Source organism: Microbispora cellulosiformans (genome assembly GCF_008728085.1).
In the GTDB taxonomy this organism is placed as follows: Bacteria; Actinomycetota; Actinomycetes; order Streptosporangiales; family Streptosporangiaceae; genus Microbispora; species Microbispora amethystogenes.
Genome location: NZ_VYTZ01000001.1, coordinates 754,229 through 773,025, shown reverse-complemented (window position 1 = coordinate 773,025; position 18,797 = coordinate 754,229). Strand labels below are relative to the sequence as shown.

The 18,797-nt window shown below is 67.6% G+C and carries 26 protein-coding genes; all 26 read left to right on the top strand.

What is annotated here, in order from left to right; all coding sequences use genetic code 11:
- The first annotated feature begins 6 nt into the window (after window positions 1–6).
- The 26 genes from F5972_RS03240 to rplO all read left to right on the top strand — a co-directional run bounded on the left by F5972_RS03240 (window position 7) and on the right by rplO (window position 18,701).
- The gene (locus F5972_RS03240; RefSeq protein ID WP_150930859.1) at window positions 7–3,882 is read left to right on the top strand and encodes a DNA-directed RNA polymerase subunit beta'; all 3,876 of its coding nucleotides are present in this window, start codon (window positions 7–9) and stop codon (window positions 3,880–3,882) included.
- Window positions 3,883–4,398: 516 nt separating this feature from the next.
- The gene (rpsL, locus tag F5972_RS03235; RefSeq protein ID WP_030508316.1) at window positions 4,399–4,773 is read left to right on the top strand and encodes a 30S ribosomal protein S12; all 375 of its coding nucleotides are present in this window, start codon (window positions 4,399–4,401) and stop codon (window positions 4,771–4,773) included.
- A gap of 1 nt (window position 4,774) precedes the next feature.
- Entirely contained in the window at window positions 4,775–5,245 is a 471-nt protein-coding gene (rpsG, locus tag F5972_RS03230) for a 30S ribosomal protein S7 (RefSeq protein WP_030508317.1), read from the top strand.
- Between the two features lie 84 nt (window positions 5,246–5,329).
- Window positions 5,330–7,378, top strand: coding sequence for an elongation factor G (fusA, locus tag F5972_RS03225; RefSeq protein WP_404803031.1), 2,049 nt, complete (start codon window positions 5,330–5,332; stop codon window positions 7,376–7,378).
- 97 nt (window positions 7,379–7,475) lie between these two features.
- Window positions 7,476–8,669: an elongation factor Tu gene (gene tuf, locus F5972_RS03220; protein ID WP_150930856.1), complete on the top strand. Its 1,194-nt coding sequence runs from the start codon at window positions 7,476–7,478 to the stop codon at window positions 8,667–8,669.
- Window positions 8,670–8,915: 246 nt separating this feature from the next.
- Window positions 8,916–9,224: a 30S ribosomal protein S10 gene (rpsJ, locus tag F5972_RS03215; RefSeq protein ID WP_012887830.1), complete on the top strand. Its 309-nt coding sequence runs from the start codon at window positions 8,916–8,918 to the stop codon at window positions 9,222–9,224.
- Between the two features lie 13 nt (window positions 9,225–9,237).
- Window positions 9,238–9,894 (top strand): 50S ribosomal protein L3, encoded by a 657-nt coding sequence (gene rplC / locus F5972_RS03210; protein ID WP_150930854.1) that lies wholly within the window; start codon window positions 9,238–9,240, stop codon window positions 9,892–9,894.
- Window positions 9,891–10,541 (top strand): 50S ribosomal protein L4, encoded by a 651-nt coding sequence (gene rplD, locus F5972_RS03205; RefSeq protein ID WP_150930851.1) that lies wholly within the window; start codon window positions 9,891–9,893, stop codon window positions 10,539–10,541. Before rplC ends, rplD begins: the two co-directional genes overlap by 4 nt.
- Complete coding sequence (rplW, locus tag F5972_RS03200) at window positions 10,541–10,843, top strand: 50S ribosomal protein L23 (protein ID WP_139573662.1); 303 nt, start codon at window positions 10,541–10,543, stop codon at window positions 10,841–10,843. The genes rplD and rplW overlap by 1 nt, the downstream gene beginning before the upstream one ends.
- Window positions 10,844–10,972: 129 nt before the next feature.
- The gene (gene rplB / locus F5972_RS03195; RefSeq protein ID WP_150930849.1) at window positions 10,973–11,809 is read left to right on the top strand and encodes a 50S ribosomal protein L2; all 837 of its coding nucleotides are present in this window, start codon (window positions 10,973–10,975) and stop codon (window positions 11,807–11,809) included.
- An 11-nt stretch (window positions 11,810–11,820) separates the two neighbouring features.
- Window positions 11,821–12,099, top strand: a complete 279-nt coding sequence (gene rpsS / locus F5972_RS03190; protein WP_055506384.1) for a 30S ribosomal protein S19 — start codon at window positions 11,821–11,823, stop codon at window positions 12,097–12,099.
- 33 nt (window positions 12,100–12,132) lie between these two features.
- Window positions 12,133–12,486 (top strand): 50S ribosomal protein L22, encoded by a 354-nt coding sequence (gene rplV / locus F5972_RS03185; protein ID WP_111699907.1) that lies wholly within the window; start codon window positions 12,133–12,135, stop codon window positions 12,484–12,486.
- Window positions 12,486–13,334, top strand: coding sequence for a 30S ribosomal protein S3 (gene rpsC / locus F5972_RS03180; RefSeq protein WP_111699906.1), 849 nt, complete (start codon window positions 12,486–12,488; stop codon window positions 13,332–13,334). Before rplV ends, rpsC begins: the two co-directional genes overlap by 1 nt.
- Window positions 13,335–13,336: 2 nt before the next feature.
- Entirely contained in the window at window positions 13,337–13,756 is a 420-nt protein-coding gene (gene rplP / locus F5972_RS03175) for a 50S ribosomal protein L16 (protein WP_030508327.1), read from the top strand.
- Complete coding sequence (rpmC, locus tag F5972_RS03170) at window positions 13,756–13,992, top strand: 50S ribosomal protein L29 (protein ID WP_030508328.1); 237 nt, start codon at window positions 13,756–13,758, stop codon at window positions 13,990–13,992. The genes rplP and rpmC overlap by 1 nt, the downstream gene beginning before the upstream one ends.
- Window positions 13,985–14,284, top strand: a complete 300-nt coding sequence (rpsQ, locus tag F5972_RS03165) for a 30S ribosomal protein S17 (protein ID WP_150930847.1) — start codon at window positions 13,985–13,987, stop codon at window positions 14,282–14,284. The genes rpmC and rpsQ overlap by 8 nt, the downstream gene beginning before the upstream one ends.
- A 187-nt stretch (window positions 14,285–14,471) precedes the next feature.
- Window positions 14,472–14,840: a 50S ribosomal protein L14 gene (rplN, locus tag F5972_RS03160; RefSeq protein WP_150930845.1), complete on the top strand. Its 369-nt coding sequence runs from the start codon at window positions 14,472–14,474 to the stop codon at window positions 14,838–14,840.
- 8 nt (window positions 14,841–14,848) lie between these two features.
- Window positions 14,849–15,148 carry a 50S ribosomal protein L24 gene (gene rplX, locus F5972_RS03155; protein WP_150931294.1) on the top strand — a complete coding sequence of 100 codons (300 nt, stop codon included), beginning with the start codon at window positions 14,849–14,851 and terminating at the stop codon, window positions 15,146–15,148.
- Window positions 15,148–15,717 (top strand): 50S ribosomal protein L5, encoded by a 570-nt coding sequence (gene rplE, locus F5972_RS03150; protein WP_150930844.1) that lies wholly within the window; start codon window positions 15,148–15,150, stop codon window positions 15,715–15,717. The genes rplX and rplE overlap by 1 nt, the downstream gene beginning before the upstream one ends.
- 2 nt (window positions 15,718–15,719) lie before the next feature.
- Complete coding sequence (locus F5972_RS03145) at window positions 15,720–15,905, top strand: type Z 30S ribosomal protein S14 (protein WP_066368977.1); 186 nt, start codon at window positions 15,720–15,722, stop codon at window positions 15,903–15,905.
- Between the two features lie 110 nt (window positions 15,906–16,015).
- Window positions 16,016–16,414, top strand: a complete 399-nt coding sequence (rpsH, locus tag F5972_RS03140) for a 30S ribosomal protein S8 (RefSeq protein WP_111699902.1) — start codon at window positions 16,016–16,018, stop codon at window positions 16,412–16,414.
- A gap of 18 nt (window positions 16,415–16,432) precedes the next feature.
- Window positions 16,433–16,975: a 50S ribosomal protein L6 gene (rplF, locus tag F5972_RS03135; protein WP_150930842.1), complete on the top strand. Its 543-nt coding sequence runs from the start codon at window positions 16,433–16,435 to the stop codon at window positions 16,973–16,975.
- A gap of 2 nt (window positions 16,976–16,977) precedes the next feature.
- Window positions 16,978–17,361: a 50S ribosomal protein L18 gene (gene rplR, locus F5972_RS03130; RefSeq protein ID WP_111699900.1), complete on the top strand. Its 384-nt coding sequence runs from the start codon at window positions 16,978–16,980 to the stop codon at window positions 17,359–17,361.
- A gap of 64 nt (window positions 17,362–17,425) precedes the next feature.
- Window positions 17,426–18,058 carry a 30S ribosomal protein S5 gene (gene rpsE / locus F5972_RS03125; RefSeq protein WP_030508336.1) on the top strand — a complete coding sequence of 211 codons (633 nt, stop codon included), beginning with the start codon at window positions 17,426–17,428 and terminating at the stop codon, window positions 18,056–18,058.
- Between the two features lie 2 nt (window positions 18,059–18,060).
- On the top strand, window positions 18,061–18,243 hold the full coding sequence (rpmD, locus tag F5972_RS03120) for a 50S ribosomal protein L30 (protein ID WP_111699899.1): 183 nt from the start codon (window positions 18,061–18,063) through the stop codon (window positions 18,241–18,243).
- Window positions 18,244–18,245: 2 nt separating this feature from the next.
- The gene (gene rplO / locus F5972_RS03115; RefSeq protein WP_150930840.1) at window positions 18,246–18,701 is read left to right on the top strand and encodes a 50S ribosomal protein L15; all 456 of its coding nucleotides are present in this window, start codon (window positions 18,246–18,248) and stop codon (window positions 18,699–18,701) included.
- The last annotated feature ends 96 nt before the right edge of the window (window positions 18,702–18,797 follow it).

Sequence of the window (18,797 nt, the reverse complement as noted above, 5' to 3'; positions counted from 1 at the left end):
TATCTAGTGCTCGACGTCAACTTCTTCGACGAGCTGCGCATCGGCCTCGCGACCGCCGACGACATCAGGCAGTGGTCGCACGGCGAGGTGAAGAAGCCGGAGACCATCAACTACCGAACCCTCAAGCCGGAGAAGGACGGGCTCTTCTGCGAGAAGATCTTCGGTCCGACCCGGGACTGGGAGTGCTACTGCGGTAAGTACAAGCGCGTCCGCTTCAAGGGCATCATCTGTGAGCGCTGTGGCGTCGAGGTCACGCGCGCCAAGGTGCGCCGAGAGCGGATGGGCCACATCGAGCTGGCCGCCCCGGTCACTCACATCTGGTACTTCAAGGGCGTCCCGTCGCGCCTCGGTTACCTGCTCGACCTGGCCCCAAAGGACCTGGAGAAGGTCATCTACTTCGCGGCCTACATGATCACGCATGTCGACAACGAGATGCGTGACCGCGACCTGCCGTCGCTGGAGGCGAAGATCTCCGTCGAGCGGCAGCACGTCGAGCAGCGCCGTGACGCCGACATCGAGGCCCGCCAGAAGAAGCTCGAGGCCGACCTGGCCGAGCTGGAGGCCTCCGGAGCCAAGGGCGACGCCCGCCGCAAGGTGCGTGAGGGCGCCGACCGTGAGATGCGCCAGCTCCGCGACCGGGCCCAGCGCGAGCTGGACCGGCTGGAGGAGGTCTGGAGCCGCTTCAAGAACCTCAAGGTCCAGGACCTGGAGGGCGACGAGCTGCTCTACCGTGAGATGCGCGACCGGTTCGGCCGCTACTTCCGCGGCGGCATGGGTGCCCAGGCCATCCAGGAGCGGCTCGGCGGCTTCGACCTGGAGGCCGAGGCGGAGAACCTGCGGGAGACCATCCGCAGCGGCAAGGGCCAGAAGAAGGCCCGCGCCCTCAAGCGGCTCAAGGTCGTCGCGGCGTTCCTCAACACCCGCAACTCGCCGAGCGGCATGGTCCTCGACTGCATCCCGGTGATCCCGCCGGACCTGCGGCCGATGGTCCAGCTCGACGGTGGCCGCTTCGCCACCTCGGACCTGAACGACCTGTACCGCCGGGTGATCAACCGGAACAACCGGCTCAAGCGTCTGCTCGACCTCGGCGCGCCCGAGATCATCGTGAACAACGAGAAGCGGATGCTCCAGGAGGCCGTCGACGCCCTGTTCGACAACGGCCGCCGCGGCCGTCCGGTCACCGGCCCCGGCAACCGCCCGCTGAAGTCCCTCAGCGACATGCTGAAGGGCAAGCAGGGTCGTTTCCGGCAGAACCTGCTCGGCAAGCGCGTCGACTACTCCGGCCGTTCGGTCATCGTCGTCGGCCCGCAGCTCAGGCTGCACCAGTGCGGCCTGCCCAAGCAGATGGCGCTGGAGCTGTTCAAGCCGTTCGTGATGAAGCGCCTGGTCGATCTCAACCACGCGCAGAACATCAAGTCCGCCAAGCGGATGGTCGAGCGGTCCAAGCCGGTCGTGTGGGACGTGCTGGAAGAGGTCATCACCGAGCACCCGGTGCTGCTCAACCGCGCGCCCACGCTGCACCGCCTGGGCATCCAGGCCTTCGAGCCGCAGCTGGTCGAGGGCAAGGCCATCCAGATCCACCCGCTCGTCTGCACCGCGTTCAACGCGGACTTCGACGGCGACCAGATGGCGGTGCACCTGCCGCTGTCGGCCGAGGCCCAGGCCGAGGCGCGGATCCTGATGCTGTCCACCAACAACATCCTCAAGCCGGCGGACGGCAAGCCGGTGACGATGCCCACCCAGGACATGGTCATCGGTCTGTACTGGCTGACCACCGAGAAGGAGGGCGGCCAGGGCGAGGGCCGGGTGTTCACCACCGTGTCGGAGGCCCTCATGGCCCACGACCGGCACGAGCTGGACATCCAGGCCAAGATCCAGGTGCGGCTCAAGGACGTCCCGCCGCCGCGCGGCTGGGAGGCCCCGGAGGGCTGGGAGGCCGGTGACGCGATCCGGCTGGAGACCACGCTGGGCCGGTGCCTGTTCAACCAGACGCTGCCCGCCAACTACCCCTTCGTGAACTACCAGGTCGGCAAGAAGCAGCTCTCGGCGATCGTCAACGAGCTGGCCGAGCGGTACCCGAAGGTGGAGGTGGCCAACGCGCTCGACGCGCTGAAGGACGCCGGCTTCCACTGGGCGACCCGCGCGGGTGTCACGATCTCCATCGAGGACGTCGTGGCGCCGCCGAACAAGGCCGCCATCATGGAGTCGTACGAGCGGCGCGCGGACAAGGTCCAGCGCGAGTACGACCGTGGTCTGATCACCGACGAGGAGCGCCGTCAGGAGCTCATCGAGATCTGGACCCACGCGACGGCGGACGTCGAGACCGACATGGTCAACGCGTTCCCGGCGACCAACCCGGTCTGGATGATGGTCAACTCCGGCGCCCGAGGCAACCGCATGCAGGTGCGGCAGATCGCGGGCATCCGCGGCCTGGTGTCCAACACCAAGGGTGAGACGATCCCGCGGCCGATCAAGTCCTCCTTCCGCGAGGGCCTGTCGGTGCTGGAGTACTTCATCTCGACCCACGGCCAGCGGAAGGGTCTGGCGGACACCGCTCTGCGGACCGCCGACTCCGGCTACCTGACGCGTCGTCTCGTCGACGTCGCCCAGGACGTCATCGTCCGCGAGATCGACTGTGGCACCGACCGCGCCGTCCCGCTGCACGTGGGCGAGCGCGACTCGTCGGGCGCCCTGGTCAAGGCCGAGAACGCCGAGAGCAACGTGCACGGCCGCATCCTCGCCGAGGACGTCGAGGTGGACGGCAAGCTCGTCGCCGCGGCGGGCGTCGACATCAACGACGACACCGTCACCGCTCTGGTGAACGCCGGCATCGAGACGGTCCGGACCCGCAGCACGCTGGTCTGCGAGGCCAAGATCGGTGTCTGCGCGACCTGCTACGGCCGCTCGCTGGCCACCGGCAAGCTCGTGGACGTCGGCGAGGCCGTCGGCATCATCGCGGCCCAGTCGATCGGTGAGCCCGGCACCCAGCTGACCATGCGTACCTTCCACACCGGTGGAGTGGCGGGCGCGGACATCACCCATGGTCTGCCGCGTGTCCAGGAGCTGTTCGAGGCGCGCATCCCCAAGGGTGTCGCCCCGATCAGCGAGGTCGCGGGCCGGGCGCGGATCGACGAGACCGACAAGACCCGCAAGATCGTCATCACTCCGGACGACGGCTCCGAGGAGATCGCGTACCCGGTGTCGATGCGGTCGCGGCTGCTGGTCTCCGAGGGACAGCGCGTGGACGTCGGTCAGCTGCTGATCGCCGGTGCGCGCAACCCGAACGAGGTCCTGCGGATCCTCGGCCCGCGGGCCGTCCAGCTCCACCTCGTGGACGAGGTGCAGCAGGTCTACCGCTCGCAGGGTGTGTCGATCCACGACAAGCACATCGAGGTCATCGTCCGGCAGATGCTCAAGCGCGTGAACGTGCTCGAGTCGGGCGACACCGAGCTGCTGCCCGGCGAGCTGGTCGAGCGGCCGCGCTTCGAGGCGATGAACCGGCAGACCGTGGCGGAGGGCGGCCAGCCGGCCTCCGGCCGTCCGGTCCTGATGGGCATCACCAAGGCCTCGCTGGCCACCGAGTCGTGGCTGTCGGCGGCGTCCTTCCAGGAGACGACGCGAGTCCTCACCGACGCGGCGATCCACGCCAAGTCCGACTCGCTGCTCGGCCTCAAGGAGAACGTCATCATCGGTAAGCTCATCCCGGCCGGTACGGGCATGCCCCAGTACCGCAACATCCGGGTGGAGCCCACCGAGGAGGCCAAGGCCGCGATGTACACGGTCGGCGGCTACGACGGCTCCGCGGCGGACTACACCTTCGGCTCCGGCAGCGGCGAGGCCGTCCCGCTGGAGGAGTACGACTTCGGCCAGTACGGCCGCTGAGTCACCGGCAGCTGAGTCCCGAACACCGAACCGCCCGGAGAGCACCCGCTCCCCGGGCGGTTTGGGTTTGTGGCCGAAAGCCGCGTGGGGTGGGTGGAAATGGCGAGAGGAGGGGTGGCGGGCGAGTACACTCTTCCCGAGCCCTCTGGCTGTCTGCCTGCAGGCAGGCGGCGGGAACCATGACACGGACCCGACGATCCGGCGGCGGTCGTTTTGACGACTTGCGAACCGCTGGGTAGTCTTTTCCTTCGTGCCCATGGGTTCGTGGGCTCGCATGCGTGCGCTTGACAGCCGTTCTCCCTTGTGGGAGGCGGGCGGGGGCGCCGTGTGAATCCTCCAGATCGACCGGGTCTGTCCGGGTGTGGCGTGCGCAGAGCGCGACACGCCCGAGCGCGTGGGTCGGCGGGGATGGAAAATCCGCAGGTCATGACACCGGCAGCACCTGCAAACCCGTGAGGGGCGGCATCGCCAGGATCGGGACGACGTATCACCGGCTAGGCACGAAACGGAGACGCGGTGCCCACCATTCAGCAGTTGGTCCGCAAGGGCCGGCAGGACAAGGTCAGCAAGACCAAGACTCCTGCCCTCAAGGGGAGCCCGCAGCGGCGCGGCGTTTGCACCCGCGTTTACACGACGACCCCGAAGAAGCCCAACTCGGCGCTGCGCAAGGTGGCCCGTGTTCGGCTCACCAACGGCATCGAGGTCACGGCTTACATCCCCGGGGTGGGTCACAACCTCCAGGAGCACTCGATGGTGCTCGTGCGCGGTGGTCGTGTGAAGGACCTGCCGGGTGTTCGCTACAAGATCATCCGTGGTTCGCTGGACACCCAGGCCGTCCGCAACCGCAAGCAGGCCCGCAGCCGTTACGGCGCGAAGAAGGAGAAGAGCTGACATGCCGCGCAAGGGTTCCCCTGGCCGCCGCCAGCTGGTCGCTGACCCGGTGCACAACTCGCCGCTGGTCACCGCGCTCATCAACAAGGTTCTCCTGGACGGCAAGCGCTCCCTCGCGCAGTCGATCGTCTACGGCGCCCTCGAGGGCTGCAAGGACAAGACCGGCAACGACCCGGTCGTCACCCTGAAGCGGGCCCTCGACAACGTCCGCCCGACGCTCGAGGTGAAGAGCCGCCGTGTCGGTGGCGCCACCTACCAGGTGCCCGTCGAGGTGAAGGCCTCGCGCAGCACCACGCTGGCCCTGCGCTGGCTCGTCCAGTACTCCCGGGCGCGCCGCGAGAAGACCATGACCGAGCGGCTCATGAACGAGCTCCTCGACGCGAGCAACGGCCTCGGCGCCAGCGTCAAGCGGCGCGAGGACACGCACAAGATGGCCGAGTCCAACAAGGCCTTCGCCCACTACCGCTGGTAGTGAGCACCGACGACGAGTTAAGGACGCGAAGAAGTGGCCACCACGACCGCTCTTGACCTGGCCAGGGTCCGCAACATCGGGATCATGGCCCATATCGACGCGGGCAAGACCACGACGACTGAGCGCATCCTGTTCTACACCGGTATCAACTACAAGATCGGTGAAGTCCATGAGGGCGCTGCCACCATGGACTGGATGGAGCAGGAGCAGGAGCGCGGCATCACCATCACCTCCGCCGCGACCACCTGCAGCTGGCTTGATCACACGATCAACATCATCGACACGCCCGGCCACGTGGACTTCACCATCGAGGTCGAGCGGTCGCTGCGTGTTCTGGACGGCGCGGTCGCGGTGTTCGACGGCGTCGCCGGCGTGGAGCCGCAGTCCGAGACGGTGTGGCGTCAGGCCGACCGCTACGGTGTGCCCCGGATCTGCTTCGTCAACAAGATGGACCGGGTCGGTGCGGAGTTCCACCGCTGCGTCGACATGATGATCAGCCGGCTGGGCTCCAGCCCGGCGGTCATCCAGCTTCCCTGGGGCGTCGAGGCCGACTTCAAGGGCGTCATCGACCTGGTGAAGATGAAGGGTCTGCTCTGGAGCGCCGAGGCGGCCAAGGGCGAGATGTACGACACCGTCGACATCCCGGCCGACCACGCCGACGCGGCCCGCGAGTGGCGCGACAAGCTGGTCGAGACGGTCGCTGAGAACGACGACGAGCTCATGGAGCTCTTCCTGGAGGGCGTCGAGCCCACCGAGGAGCAGCTTGTCGCAGCTCTCCGCCGGGCGACGGTCGCCGGCGCGATCAACCCGGTCCTGTGTGGCACCGCGTTCAAGAACAAGGGCGTGCAGCCCCTGCTCGACGCGATCGTCGCCTACCTTCCCGCCCCCACCGACATCCCGGCCTTCAAGGGCCACGCGGTGGGCAAGGAGGAGGAGATCGTCGAGCGCCACGCGGACCCGAACGAGCCGTTCGCGGCGCTGGCGTTCAAGATCATGAGCGACCCGCACCTGGGCAAGCTCACCTACATCCGCGTCTACTCCGGAACGCTCGAGACCGGCACCACCGTGGTGAACTCGGTCAAGGGCAAGAAGGAGCGGATCGGCAAGATCTACCAGATGCACGCGAACAAGCGCGAGGAGCGCCCGTCCGCGACCGCTGGTCAGATCGTGGCCGTCATGGGCCTGAAGGACACCACCACCGGCGACACTCTGTCGGACCCGGTCAAGCAGGTCGTCCTCGAGTCGATGACGTTCCCCGCGCCGGTCATCAACGTCGCGATCGAGCCCAAGACCAAGGGCGACCAGGAGAAGCTGGGCACCGCGATCCAGCGGCTGGCCGAGGAGGACCCGTCCTTCCAGGTCCGCCGGGACGAGGAGACCGGTCAGACGGTCATCTGGGGCATGGGTGAGCTTCACCTGGAGATCCTCGTCGACCGGATGCGCCGCGAGTTCAAGGTCGAGGCGAACGTCGGCCGCCCGCAGGTCGCCTACCGCGAGACCATCCGCCGCAAGGTGGAGAAGGTCGAGTACACGCACAAGAAGCAGACCGGTGGTTCCGGCCAGTTCGCTCGCGTGATCATCAACCTGGAGCCGCTGGGCGAGGGCAACGACGGCTACGAGTTCGAGAACAAGGTCACCGGTGGCCGCATCCCGCGGGAGTACATCCCGTCGGTGGACGCGGGCGCGCAGGAGGCGGCCGAGTTCGGCGTGCTCGCCGGCTACCCGATGGTCGGCGTGAAGGTCACGCTCCAGGACGGCGCCTTCCACGAGGTCGACTCGTCGGAAATGGCGTTCAAGATCGCTGGCTCGATGGCCTTCAAGGAGGCCGCGCGCAAGGCGGACGCTGTACTCCTCGAGCCGATGATGGCCGTCGAGGTCACCACGCCCGAGGACTACATGGGTGACGTCATCGGCGACCTGAACGGTCGCCGCGGGCAGATCCAGGCGATGGACGAACGGTCCGGCGCCCGTGTCATCAAGGCGCTCGTGCCGCTGTCCGAGATGTTCGGCTACGTGGGCGACCTGCGCAGCCGCACCCAGGGGCGCGCGAGCTACAGCATGCAGTTCGACTCCTACTCGGAGGTGCCCCCGGGCATCGCCAAGGAGATCGTCGCGAAGGCTCGGGGCGAATAGTTCCGCTCGGTGCACGGCGGAGGGAGTGATCCCTCCGCCGGGCACAGCCTGAGTTGCAAGACGCAAGTCAAGTCAGAATCTCTAAGGAGACAGACCAGTGGCCAAGGCCAAGTTCGAGCGGAACAAGCCGCACGTGAACATCGGCACCATTGGGCACATCGACCACGGCAAGACCACTCTGACCGCGGCGATCACCAAGGTGCTTCACGACCGTTTCCCGCAGCTCAACGAGGCGACCCCGTTCGACAAGATCGACAAGGCGCCCGAGGAGAAGGCTCGCGGAATCACCATCTCCATCGCGCACGTCGAGTACCAGACCGAGAAGCGCCACTACGCCCACGTGGACTGCCCCGGTCACGCCGACTACGTGAAGAACATGATCACCGGTGCCGCTCAGATGGACGGCGCGATCCTGGTGGTCGCGGCGACCGACGGCCCGATGCCGCAGACGAAGGAGCACGTCCTCCTGGCCCGCCAGGTCGGCGTTCCCTACATCGTCGTGGCCCTCAACAAGGCCGACATGGTCGACGACGAGGAGATCCTGGAGCTCGTCGAGCTCGAGGTCCGCGAGCTGCTGTCCGCCCAGGAGTTCCCGGGCGACGACCTGCCGGTCGTGCGCGTCTCGGCGCTCAAGGCGCTCGAGGGCGACGAGAAGTGGGGCGACTCGATCATCGAGCTCATGAACGCCGTGGACGAGAACGTCCCCGAGCCGGTTCGTGACACCGACAAGCCGTTCCTCATGCCGATCGAGGACGTGTTCTCGATCACCGGTCGCGGCACGGTCGTCACCGGCCGTATCGAGCGCGGTATCGTCAAGGTCAACGAGACCGTCGACATCATCGGCATCAAGGAGAAGAGCACCACGACCACCGTCACCGGTGTCGAGATGTTCCGCAAGCTCCTTGACGAGGGCCAGGCCGGTGACAACGTCGGTCTGCTCCTCCGCGGCATCAAGCGCGAGGACGTCGAGCGCGGTCAGTGTGTCATCAAGCCGGGCACCACGACCCCGCACACCGAGTTCGAGGCGCAGGTCTACATCCTGTCCAAGGACGAGGGCGGCCGCCACACGCCGTTCTTCAACAACTACCGGCCGCAGTTCTACTTCCGTACCACGGACGTGACCGGTGTCGTGAACCTGCCGGAGGGCACCGAGATGGTCATGCCCGGTGACAACACCGAGATGACCGTCCAGCTCATCCAGCCGATCGCGATGGAGGACGGCCTCAAGTTCGCGATCCGCGAGGGTGGCCGCACCGTCGGCGCCGGCCGCGTGACGAAGATCATCAAGTAGTAGCACCGCTGGGCGGCGGTCGGGTCCCTGAGGGCCTGGCCGCCGCACCACGGAGGGGCCGGAGACGACCCCCCACGGACGACGAGACCGTGATCTCGCAGTGCTTTCGGCCGCACTTCGACCGAAGCCACTGCCAGATCACGGAACACCGGACGGGCTCCGGAACGTCGGTCGCGTGGAAAACGACCTGCGGCACCAGGCCGCGTGAAGCTTTATAGGACGACAGCGAAGGACACCGAGGCCATTATGGCGGGACAGAAGATCCGCATCCGGCTCAAGGCGTATGACCACGAGGTCATCGACAGCTCGGCCAAGAAGATCGTCGAGACGGTGACGCGGACCGGCGCCAAGGTCGCTGGCCCGGTGCCGCTGCCGACCGAGAAGAACGTGTACTGCGTCATCCGGTCGCCGCACAAGTACAAGGACAGCCGCGAGCACTTTGAGATGCGTACGCACAAGCGGCTGATTGACATCATCGACCCGACGCCGAAGACGGTCGACTCGCTCATGCGTCTCGACCTTCCCGCCGGTGTCGACATCTCGATCAAGCTCTAAGGAACGCACTGACATGGCTAAGCAGATCAAGGGCGTCCTGGGCAAGAAGCTCGGCATGACCCAGGTCTTCGACGAGACGAACCGGGTGATCCCGGTCACCGTCGTCGAGGCCGGTCCGTGCGTGGTGACCCGGGTCCGCACTCCGGAGAAGGACGGCTACTCCGCCGTCCAGCTCGGCTACGGGCAGATCGACCCTCGTAAGGTCAACAAGCCCCTGGGCGACTACCTCCGCAAGCACGACATCACGCCGCGCCGCTACTTCGCCGAGGTCCGCACCGACGACGCCTCCGAGTACACCCTCGGCCAGGAGATCCTGGCCGACGCCTTCGAGGCCGGGCAGTACATCGACGTCACCGGCAAGAGCAAGGGCAAGGGCTTCGCGGGTGTCATGAAGCGCCACAACTTCCGTGGTCTCGGCGCCTCGCACGGTACGCAGCGCAAGCACCGCTCCCCGGGCTCCATCGGCGGGTGCGCCACCCCGGGCCGCGTCTTCAAGGGCCTGCGCATGGCCGGCCGGATGGGCAACGTCCGCACGACGGTCCAGAGCCTCAAGGTGCACGCCGTGGACGCCGAGAAGGGCCTCATCCTGATCAAGGGTGCGATCCCCGGCGCCAACGGCAGCCTGGTCCTCATCCGCACCGCCGCCAAGAAGGGGGTTGCTGCCAAGTGAGCACGACCATTGACGTCCTCGACGCCAGCGGCGCCAAGGCGGGGACCGTCGACCTCCCCGAGGAGGTCTTCGGCGCCAAGGTCAACGTCCCGCTGATCCACCAGGTGGTCGTCGCCCAGCTGGCCGCGCGCCGGCAGGGCACCCACGCCACCAAGACCCGCGGCAACGTCTCCGGCGGCGGCAAGAAGCCGTACCGGCAGAAGGGCACCGGCCGCGCCCGCCAGGGCTCGACCCGCGCGCCGCAGTTCGCCGGTGGTGGCGTCGTCCACGGCCCGCAGCCGCGCTCGTACGAGCAGCGGACGCCCAAGAAGATGAAGGCGGCGGCCCTGAAGGGCGCGCTGTCCGACCGCGCCGGCGGCGGCCGCGTCCACGTGGTGAGCGGCCTCGTCACGGGTGACACGCCCGGGACCCGCGCCGCCCTGGAGGCGCTGCGGAAGATTACGCAGGCCCGCAGCGTTCTCGTCGTGGTCGACGAGAACGACGAGCTCACCTGGCTCAGCCTGCGCAACGCCCCCGAGGTCCACCTGCTGGACGCGGGGCAGATCAACACCTACGACGTGCTCTGCCACGACGACGTGGTCTTCACCCGTGAGGCCTACGACCAGGTCGTGGCGCGGCTGGGGAACAGCGGGAAGGAAGAGGCCTGATGCAGAAGATCGCCGACCCGCGTGACATCATCCTCAAGCCGATCGTCTCCGAGAAGAGCTACGGCCTGATCGATGAGCACAACAAGTACACGTTCCTGGTGCGCAAGGGTGCCAACAAGACGCAGGTGAAGATCGCCGTCGAGCAGATCTTCGGCGTCAAGGTGACCGGCGTGAACACGATCAACCGCCAGGGCAAGCGCAAGCGGACCAAGCACGGCTACGGCCAGCGCCCGACCACCAAGCGCGCGATCGTGAGCCTGGCCGAGGGCGAGCGGATCGACATCTTCGGTCAGATCGGCTAGCACCTGCCGCAGCGGGGAGAGGGGCCCCTCGCCACCGTGCGAGGGACCGGCCCCGGGAAGAGAGCACCGGGGGGACCGCCGTGAGGCGGACCCCGACCGGTACGAACCGACGAAGGATGAACGAAAAAGATGGGCATCCGTAAGTACAAGCCGACGACTCCGGGTCGGCGCGGCGCGAGCGTCTCGGACTTCGCCGAGATCACGCGCAGCACGCCGGAGAAGTCGCTGCTTGCCCCACTGCACAGCAAGGGCGGCCGCAACGTCCACGGCCGGGTGACCGCCCGGCACCAGGGAGGCGGGCACAAGCGCGCCTACCGGATCATCGACTTCCGCCGCCACGACAAGGACGGGATCCCGGCCAAGGTCGCGCACATCGAGTACGACCCGAACCGCACCTCCCGCATCGCGCTGCTGCACTACGCCGACGGCGAGAAGCGCTACATCCTCGCTCCGGCCGGCCTCAAGCAGGGCGACCAGATCGAGAACGGCCCAACGGCCGACATCAAGCCGGGCAACTGCCTGCCGCTGCGCAACATCCCGACCGGTACCTTCATCCACGCGGTGGAGCTTCGCCCCGGTGGCGGCGCCAAGCTCGGCCGCAGCGCCGGCGCGCAGATCCAGCTGCTCGCCAAGGAGGGCATGTACGCCACGCTGCGTATGCCGTCCGGTGAAATGCGCCAGGTCGACGTGCGCTGCCGGGCCTCGGTGGGCCAGGTGGGCAACGCCGAGCAGTCCAACATCAACATCGGCAAGGCCGGCCGCAACCGCTGGAAGGGCAAGCGCCCCACGGTCCGCGGTGTCGCCATGAACCCGGTCGACCACCCGCACGGTGGTGGTGAGGGCAAGACCTCCGGTGGTCGCCACCCGGTGAACCCGAAGGGCAAGCCCGAGGGCCGTACGCGGCAGCCGAACAAGCCGAGCGACCGGCTGATCATCCGTCGTCGGAGCAAGAGGAAGAAGCGGTAGGAGCAGCCGATATGCCACGTAGCCTTAAGAAGGGTCCCTTCGTGGACGACCACCTGCAGAAGAAGGTGGACGCCCAGAACGAGAAGGGCACCAAGAACGTCATCAAGACGTGGTCGCGGCGCTCCATGATCGTGCCCGACATGATCGGCCACACGATCGCCGTGCACGACGGCCGCAAGCACGTTCCGGTGTTCGTCACCGACTCGATGATCGGTCACAAGCTCGGTGAGTTCGCCCCCACGCGGACGTTCCGCAGCCACGTCAAGGAAGACCGCCGCAGCCGGCGGTAAGCGCCTTCAAGCCAGCAGTTAGAGGAGAAAGCGATGGAAGCCAGGGCACAGGCGCGGTTCGCGCGCCACACGCCCCGGAAGGCCCGCCGTGTGGTGGACCTCATTCGCGGGCTGCCCGCTTCGGAGGCGCAGGCCGTGCTGCAGTTCGCTCCCCAGTCGGCGAGCGAGACCGTCTACAAGGTGCTCTCGAGCGCGATCGCGAACGCTGAGCACAATTTCAAGCTCGACCGGGAGACGCTCTTCGTGAGCCGCGCGTGGGTCGACGAGGGGCCGACCCTCAAGCGATTCCGCCCGCGCGCCCAGGGTCGTGCCTATCGGATCAACAAGCGGACGAGCCACATCACCGTGATCGTGGAGTCCCGCGAGCCGAAGGGAAGGACCCGCTAGTGGGCCAGAAGGTTAACCCGCACGGGTTCCGCCTCGGCATCACGACCGACTTCAAGAGCCGGTGGTACGCCGACAAGCTGTACAAGTCGTACGTCGCCGAGGACGTGGCGATCCGTCGCATGCTGCAGAAGGGCATGGAGCGGGCCGGCATCTCCAAGGTCGAGATCGAGCGTACGACCGACCGCGTCCAGGTCGACATCCACACCGCCCGGCCGGGCATCGTCATCGGCCGCCGCGGCGCCGAGGCCGACCGCATCCGCGGCGACCTGGAGAAGCTGACCAAGAAGCAGGTCCAGCTGAACATCCTCGAGGTGAAGAACCCCGAGATCGACGCGCAGCTCGTCGCGCAGGGCGTGGCCGAGCAGCTGTCCAGCCGCGTCTCGTTCCGCCGGGCCATGCGCAAGGCCATGCAGTCCGCCATGAAGAGCGGCGCCAAGGGCATCCGGGTGCAGTGCGCCGGCCGTCTGGGCGGCGCCGAGATGTCCCGCTCGGAGTTCTACCGCGAGGGCCGCGTGCCCCTGCACACGCTCCGCGCGGACGTCGACTACGGCTTCTACGAGGCCCGCACCACCTTCGGCCGCATCGGCGTGAAGGTGTGGATCTACAAGGGCGAGGCTCCGACCAGCCGTTCCGAGCGGGAGGCGGCCGCGGCCGGCGCCCGTGCGGGCCAGCGTCGTGAGCGTGACGACCGTCGTGGTGGCGCGGGCGACCGTCCCCGTCGCGGCGGCGGCGACCGTCCCCGTCGTGGTGGTGCCGGTCGTCCCGACCGCGCACCCAGGACCGAGGCGGCCGCGCAGGCCGCCCCCGAGACCGGCCCGGCGGAGCAGCCGGGTGCTGAAGGGAGCTGACCATGCTGATCCCGCGCAGGGTCAAGCACCGCAAGCAGCACCGGCCCGACCGCAGCGGCGCCGCCAAGGGCGGCACCAGGGTCGTCTTCGGCGAGTTCGGCATCCAGGCGCTTGAGCACAGCTATGTGACCAACCGCCAGATCGAGGCCGCTCGTATCGCCATGACCCGGCACATCCGCCGTGGCGGCAAGGTGTGGATCAACATCTTCCCGGACCGCCCCCTCACGAAGAAGCCGGCCGAGACCCGCATGGGTTCCGGTAAGGGCTCTCCGGAGTGGTGGATCGCCAATGTCAAGCCCGGCCGTGTCATGTTCGAGCTTTCCGGCGTCGCCGAGCCCGTGGCCCGCGAGGCCATGCGGCGCGCGATGCACAAGCTCCCCATGAAGTGCCGTTTCGTCAAGCGTGAAGTGGGTGAGGCGTGATGGCTAAGGGTCTGACCGCCGCGGAGCTGCGTGTCGAGGACCAGGAGGTTCTGGTCCAGAAGCTGAAGGAAGCCAAGGAGGAGCTGTTCAACCTCCGCTTCCAGTCGGCGACGGGGCAGTTGGAGAGCCACGGGCGGCTGCGCGCCGTCCGCCGCGAGATCGCCCGTATCTACACCGTGATGCGCGAGCGCGAGCTCGGCATCGTCACGGTCGAGAAGGAGCCGAGCGATGTCTGAAGCAACCGAGACCCCGACCACCGACGCCACCGCCGGTACGGCGCGGAACTACCGCAAGACCCGTGAGGGCCTCGTCGTCAGCGACAAGATGGACAAGACCGTCGTCGTCGCCGTCGAGGACCGCGTCAAGCACCCGCTGTACGGCAAGGTCATCCGTCGGACGACCAAGTACAAGGCCCACGACGAGCAGAACGTCTGCGGCGTCGGCGACCGTGTCCTCCTGATGGAGACCCGGCCGCTGTCCGCCACCAAGCGGTGGCGGGTCGTGGAGATCCTCGAGAAGGCCAAGTAACACATCTAGACGCGCCTCGTGGGGGGTGGGAGACCACCCCCCATGACGGTGTCCAAGGGGCGGGGCCGTCCATCGGCCCGGTCCGCCCGCGGCGGCGGTCGCAGACTGTCGCCGGGGGAAAAAGACCACATCAGGTTCGGCCAGGCTCACCGCTGGGTGAGAACCGGCACGACACACAGGAGTAGACGTGATCCAGCAGGAGTCGCGGCTCAAGGTCGCCGACAACACGGGTGCCAAGGAGATTCTCTGCATCCGCGTTCTCGGTGGCTCGGGTCGGCGCTACGCGGGAATCGGCGACATCATCGTGGGCACGGTGAAGGACGCCATTCCCGGCGGAGGCGTTAAGAAAGGCGACGTTGTCAAGGCTGTCGTGGTGCGCACCGTGAAGGAGCGCCGCCGCCCCGACGGCTCCTACATCCGCTTCGACGAGAACGCCGCGGTCATCATCAAGGACAGCGGTGACCCGCGGGGCACCCGCATCTTCGGCCCGGTGGGCCGTGAACTGCGCGACAAGAGGTTCATGCGCATCATCTCGCTCGCGCCGGAGGTGCTGTGATGCCGAAGCTGCACGTGAAGAAGGGCGACCTCGTCCTTGTCATCGCCGGCAAGGACAAGGGCGCCAAGGGCCGGATCATCGCCGCCTACCCGGACAGGGAGCGCGTGGTGGTCGAGGGCGTCAACATGATCAAGAAGCACTCCAAGGTCACCAACCAGGGACCGCGCGGCGCCAAGGAAGGCGGCGTGCAGACCATGGAGGCTCCCATCCACGTGAGCAACGTCAAGAAGCTCAAGGATGACGAGAAGAAGCCCGAGAAGAAGGCCGCCGCGAAGGGCGACGCCGAGGCGACGGGTGAGGACAGCTGATGACCGCCACCACTGAAGAGCGCACCCTTCCGCGCCTCAAGCAGCGCTACCGCGAGGAGATCATCGCGAAGCTGCGCGAGGAGTTCGGCATCGAGAACATCATGCTGGTGCCCACGATCACCAAGATCAAGGTGAACATGGGTGTCGGCGAGGCCGCTCGCGACTCGAAGCTCATCGAGGGCGCCGTACGCGACCTGACCGCGATCACCGGCCAGAAGCCGGCCGTCGCCCGCGCCCGCAAGTCCATCGCGCAGTTCAAGCTGCGCGAGGGCATGCCGATCGGCGCGCACGTCACGCTGCGCGGCGACCGCATGTGGGAGTTCCTCGACCGCCTGCTGTCCCTGGCGCTGCCGCGTATCCGGGACTTCCGGGGCCTGTCGCCGAAGCAGTTCGACGGCAACGGCAACTACACCTTCGGCCTCACCGAGCAGGTCATGTTCCACGAGGTCGACCAGGACAAGGTGGACCGGCAGCGGGGCATGGACATCACGGTCGTGACCACCGCGAAGAACGACGAGCAGGGCCGGGCGCTGCTGAAGCTCCTCGGTTTCCCCTTCAAGGAGGCCTGATCATGGCGAAGACGTCGCTGAAGGTCAAGGCAGCGCGCAAGCAGAAGTTCGACGTCCGGGCGTACACTCGGTGTTCGCGCTGCGGCCGTCCCCGCGCTGTCTACCGCAAGTTCGGGCTCTGCCGTGTGTGCTTCCGCGAGATGGCGCACCGGGGCGAGCTGCCCGGCATCACCAAGTCGAGCTGGTAAGCCCTCCCGGGCCAGCCGTACAGAAGTCTTATCAACCGGGCGCTGACCACAGCGCCCACGACCGCACCGAAGGTCCCATCGGGAAACCGCGGTGAGGAAGGCCACCGGCCATGACGATGACCGACCCGATCGCAGACATGCTGACGCGTCTGCGGAACGCGAACTCGGCCTATCACGACACCGTGAGCATGCCTTACTCGAAGATCAAGGCACACATCGCGGAGATCCTCCAGCAGGAGGGCTACATCCAGGGCTGGAGCGTCGAGGACGCGAAGGTTGGCAAGAACCTCGTGATGGAGCTGAAGTTCGGCCCCACCCGCGAGCGCTCCATCGCGGGCCTGCGCCGGGTGTCGAAGCCCGGTCTGCGGGTCTACGCAAAGAAGGACAACCTGCCCCGCGTTCTGGGCGGCCTGGGCGTCGCGATCATCTCGACGTCCGGCGGTCTCATGACGGACCGGCAGGCGAGCAAGCGTGGAGTGGGCGGGGAAGTCCTCGCCTACGTCTGGTAACGAGGGGAGGAACCCAGCATGTCGCGAATCGGACGGCTGCCCATCCCCGTACCGGCGGGTGTCGACATCACGATCGACGGCCGGGCGGTCCAGGTCAAGGGACCCAAGGGCACGCTCACGCACACGGTCGCCGAGCCCATCGAGGTCTCGCGCGGTGAGGACGGCAACATCGCCGTCTCCCGCCCGAACGACGAGAACAAGGTCCGGGCGCTGCACGGCCTGTCCCGCACGCTCATCGCCAACATGGTGGCGGGCGTCACGCAGGGCTACACGAAGACGCTGGAGATCGTCGGCGTCGGTTATCGCGTCGCGGCCAAGGGCCCGACGCAGCTGGAGTTCTCGCTGGGCTTCAGTCACCCGGTGATCATCGACGCTCCCGAGGGCGTCACCTTCCGCGTCGAGCGGCCGACCCTGTTCCACGTGGACGGCATCGACAAGCAGAAGGTCGGCGAGGTCGCCGCGAACATCAGGAAGCTGCGCAAGCCCGACCCGTACAAGGGCAAGGGTGTGCGCTACCAGGGCGAGGTTGTCCGCCGCAAGGTCGGAAAGGCTGGTAAGTAGGCATGGCTGGAAAGACTGCGTTCGGCAAGCACACGGCCGCCCGCACGGTCTCCCGGGCCCGCCGTCACAACCGCGTCCGCAAGAACGTGTTCGGCACCACCGAGCGTCCGCGTCTGGTCGTCAACCGGTCCACGCGTCACCTGTTCGTGCAGATCGTCGACGACACCCAGGGCCACACGCTGGTGAGCGCCTCCACCATGGACGTCTCGCTGCGCGGGTCCGAGGGTGACAAGACCGAGAAGGCGAAGAAGGTCGGCGAGCTTCTCGCTCAGCGGGCCAAGAGCGCCGGGATCACCGCTGTCGTGTTCGACCGCGGTGGCAACCGCTACGCGGGGCGTATCGCCGCTCTCGCGGACAGCGCCCGTGAAGGCGGGCTGGAGTTCTGATGGCTCCGGTCCGGAGGCCGCGACCGGCGGCCCGTCCCAAGAGCAACGAGAAGAGGAACCACTGATGGCTGCAGCTCCGCGTCGCGGTGCCGGCGGCGGTGGCGAGCGGCGTGACCGTCGTGATGACCGCCGCGGTGGCGCCGCAGACAAGGGCGTCTCGTACATCGAGCGCGTCGTAAAGATCAACCGTGTGGCCAAGGTCGTCCAGGGCGGCCGGCGCTTCAGCTTCACCGCGCTGGTCATCGTCGGCGACGGCAACGGCCTCGTCGGGGTCGGCTACGGCAAGGCCAAGGAGGTGCCCGCGGCCATCGCCAAGGGCGTCGAGGAGGCCAAGAAGCACTTCTTCAAGGTCCCGCGGATCCAGGGCACGATCCCGCACCCGGTGCAGGGCGAGGACGCCGCCGGCGTCGTCCTCCTGCGTCCGGCCTCGCCCGGTACGGGCGTCATCGCGGGTGGTCCGGTGCGCGCGGTCCTGGAGTGCGCGGGGATCCACGACGTGCTGTCCAAGTCGCTCGGCTCGGACAACCCGATCAACATCGTGCACGCCACCGTGGCGGCTCTGAAGGGCCTCAGCAGGCCCGAGGAGATCGCCGCCCGCCGTGGCCTGCCGATCGAGGACGTCGCTCCCAAGGCGATGCTCAAGGCCCGCGCGGAGGGTCTCGCCGAGGCCGCGGCGGCCGCCAAGGCGGTGAGCTGACGATGGCACGGCTGAGGATCACTCAGACCCGGTCCAAGATCGGTGGCCAGCAGAACCAGCGTGACTCGCTGCGTTCGCTGGGCCTGAAGCGAATCGGCGACGTCGTCGTCAAGGAGGACCGCCCGGAGATCCGGGGCATGGTCGCCAAGGTGTCGCACCTCGTCGAGGTTGAGGAGGTCGACTAGTCATGACCGAGAACGCTCCGCTCAAGATCCACGACCTCCGTCCTGCCCCCGGCGCCAACAAGGCCAAGACCCGCAAGGGCCGCGGCGAGGCGTCCAAGGGCAAGACGGCCGGCCGCGGCACCAAGGGCACCAGGGCCCGCACCTCCGTGATGCCGGGCTTCGAGGGTGGCCAGGTGCCGCTCCAGCGGCGGCTGCCGAAGCTGAAGGGCTTCTCCAACGCCCTGTTCAAGACGACCTACCAGGTCGTCAACCTGGACAGGCTCGGGGAGCTGTTCCCCCAGGGCGGCGACGTCACGCTCGACGCCCTGGTGGCCAAGGGCGCGGTTCGCAAGAACCAGCCCGTCAAGGTGCTGGGCACCGGCGACATCTCCGTGGCGGTGAACGTGCAGGCGCACGCCTTCTCCGCCAGCGCGAAGGAGAAGATCGCCGCGGCCGGTGGCTCGGTTTCCGAGCTGTAGGCATGAGGCTGCACGAGGCGCGGAGGTTCGTTATGAGCCTCCGCGCCCGTAGTGCGTTAGAGTTCGCCTGGCACACGGCTCCGACCGTGGCCGAAC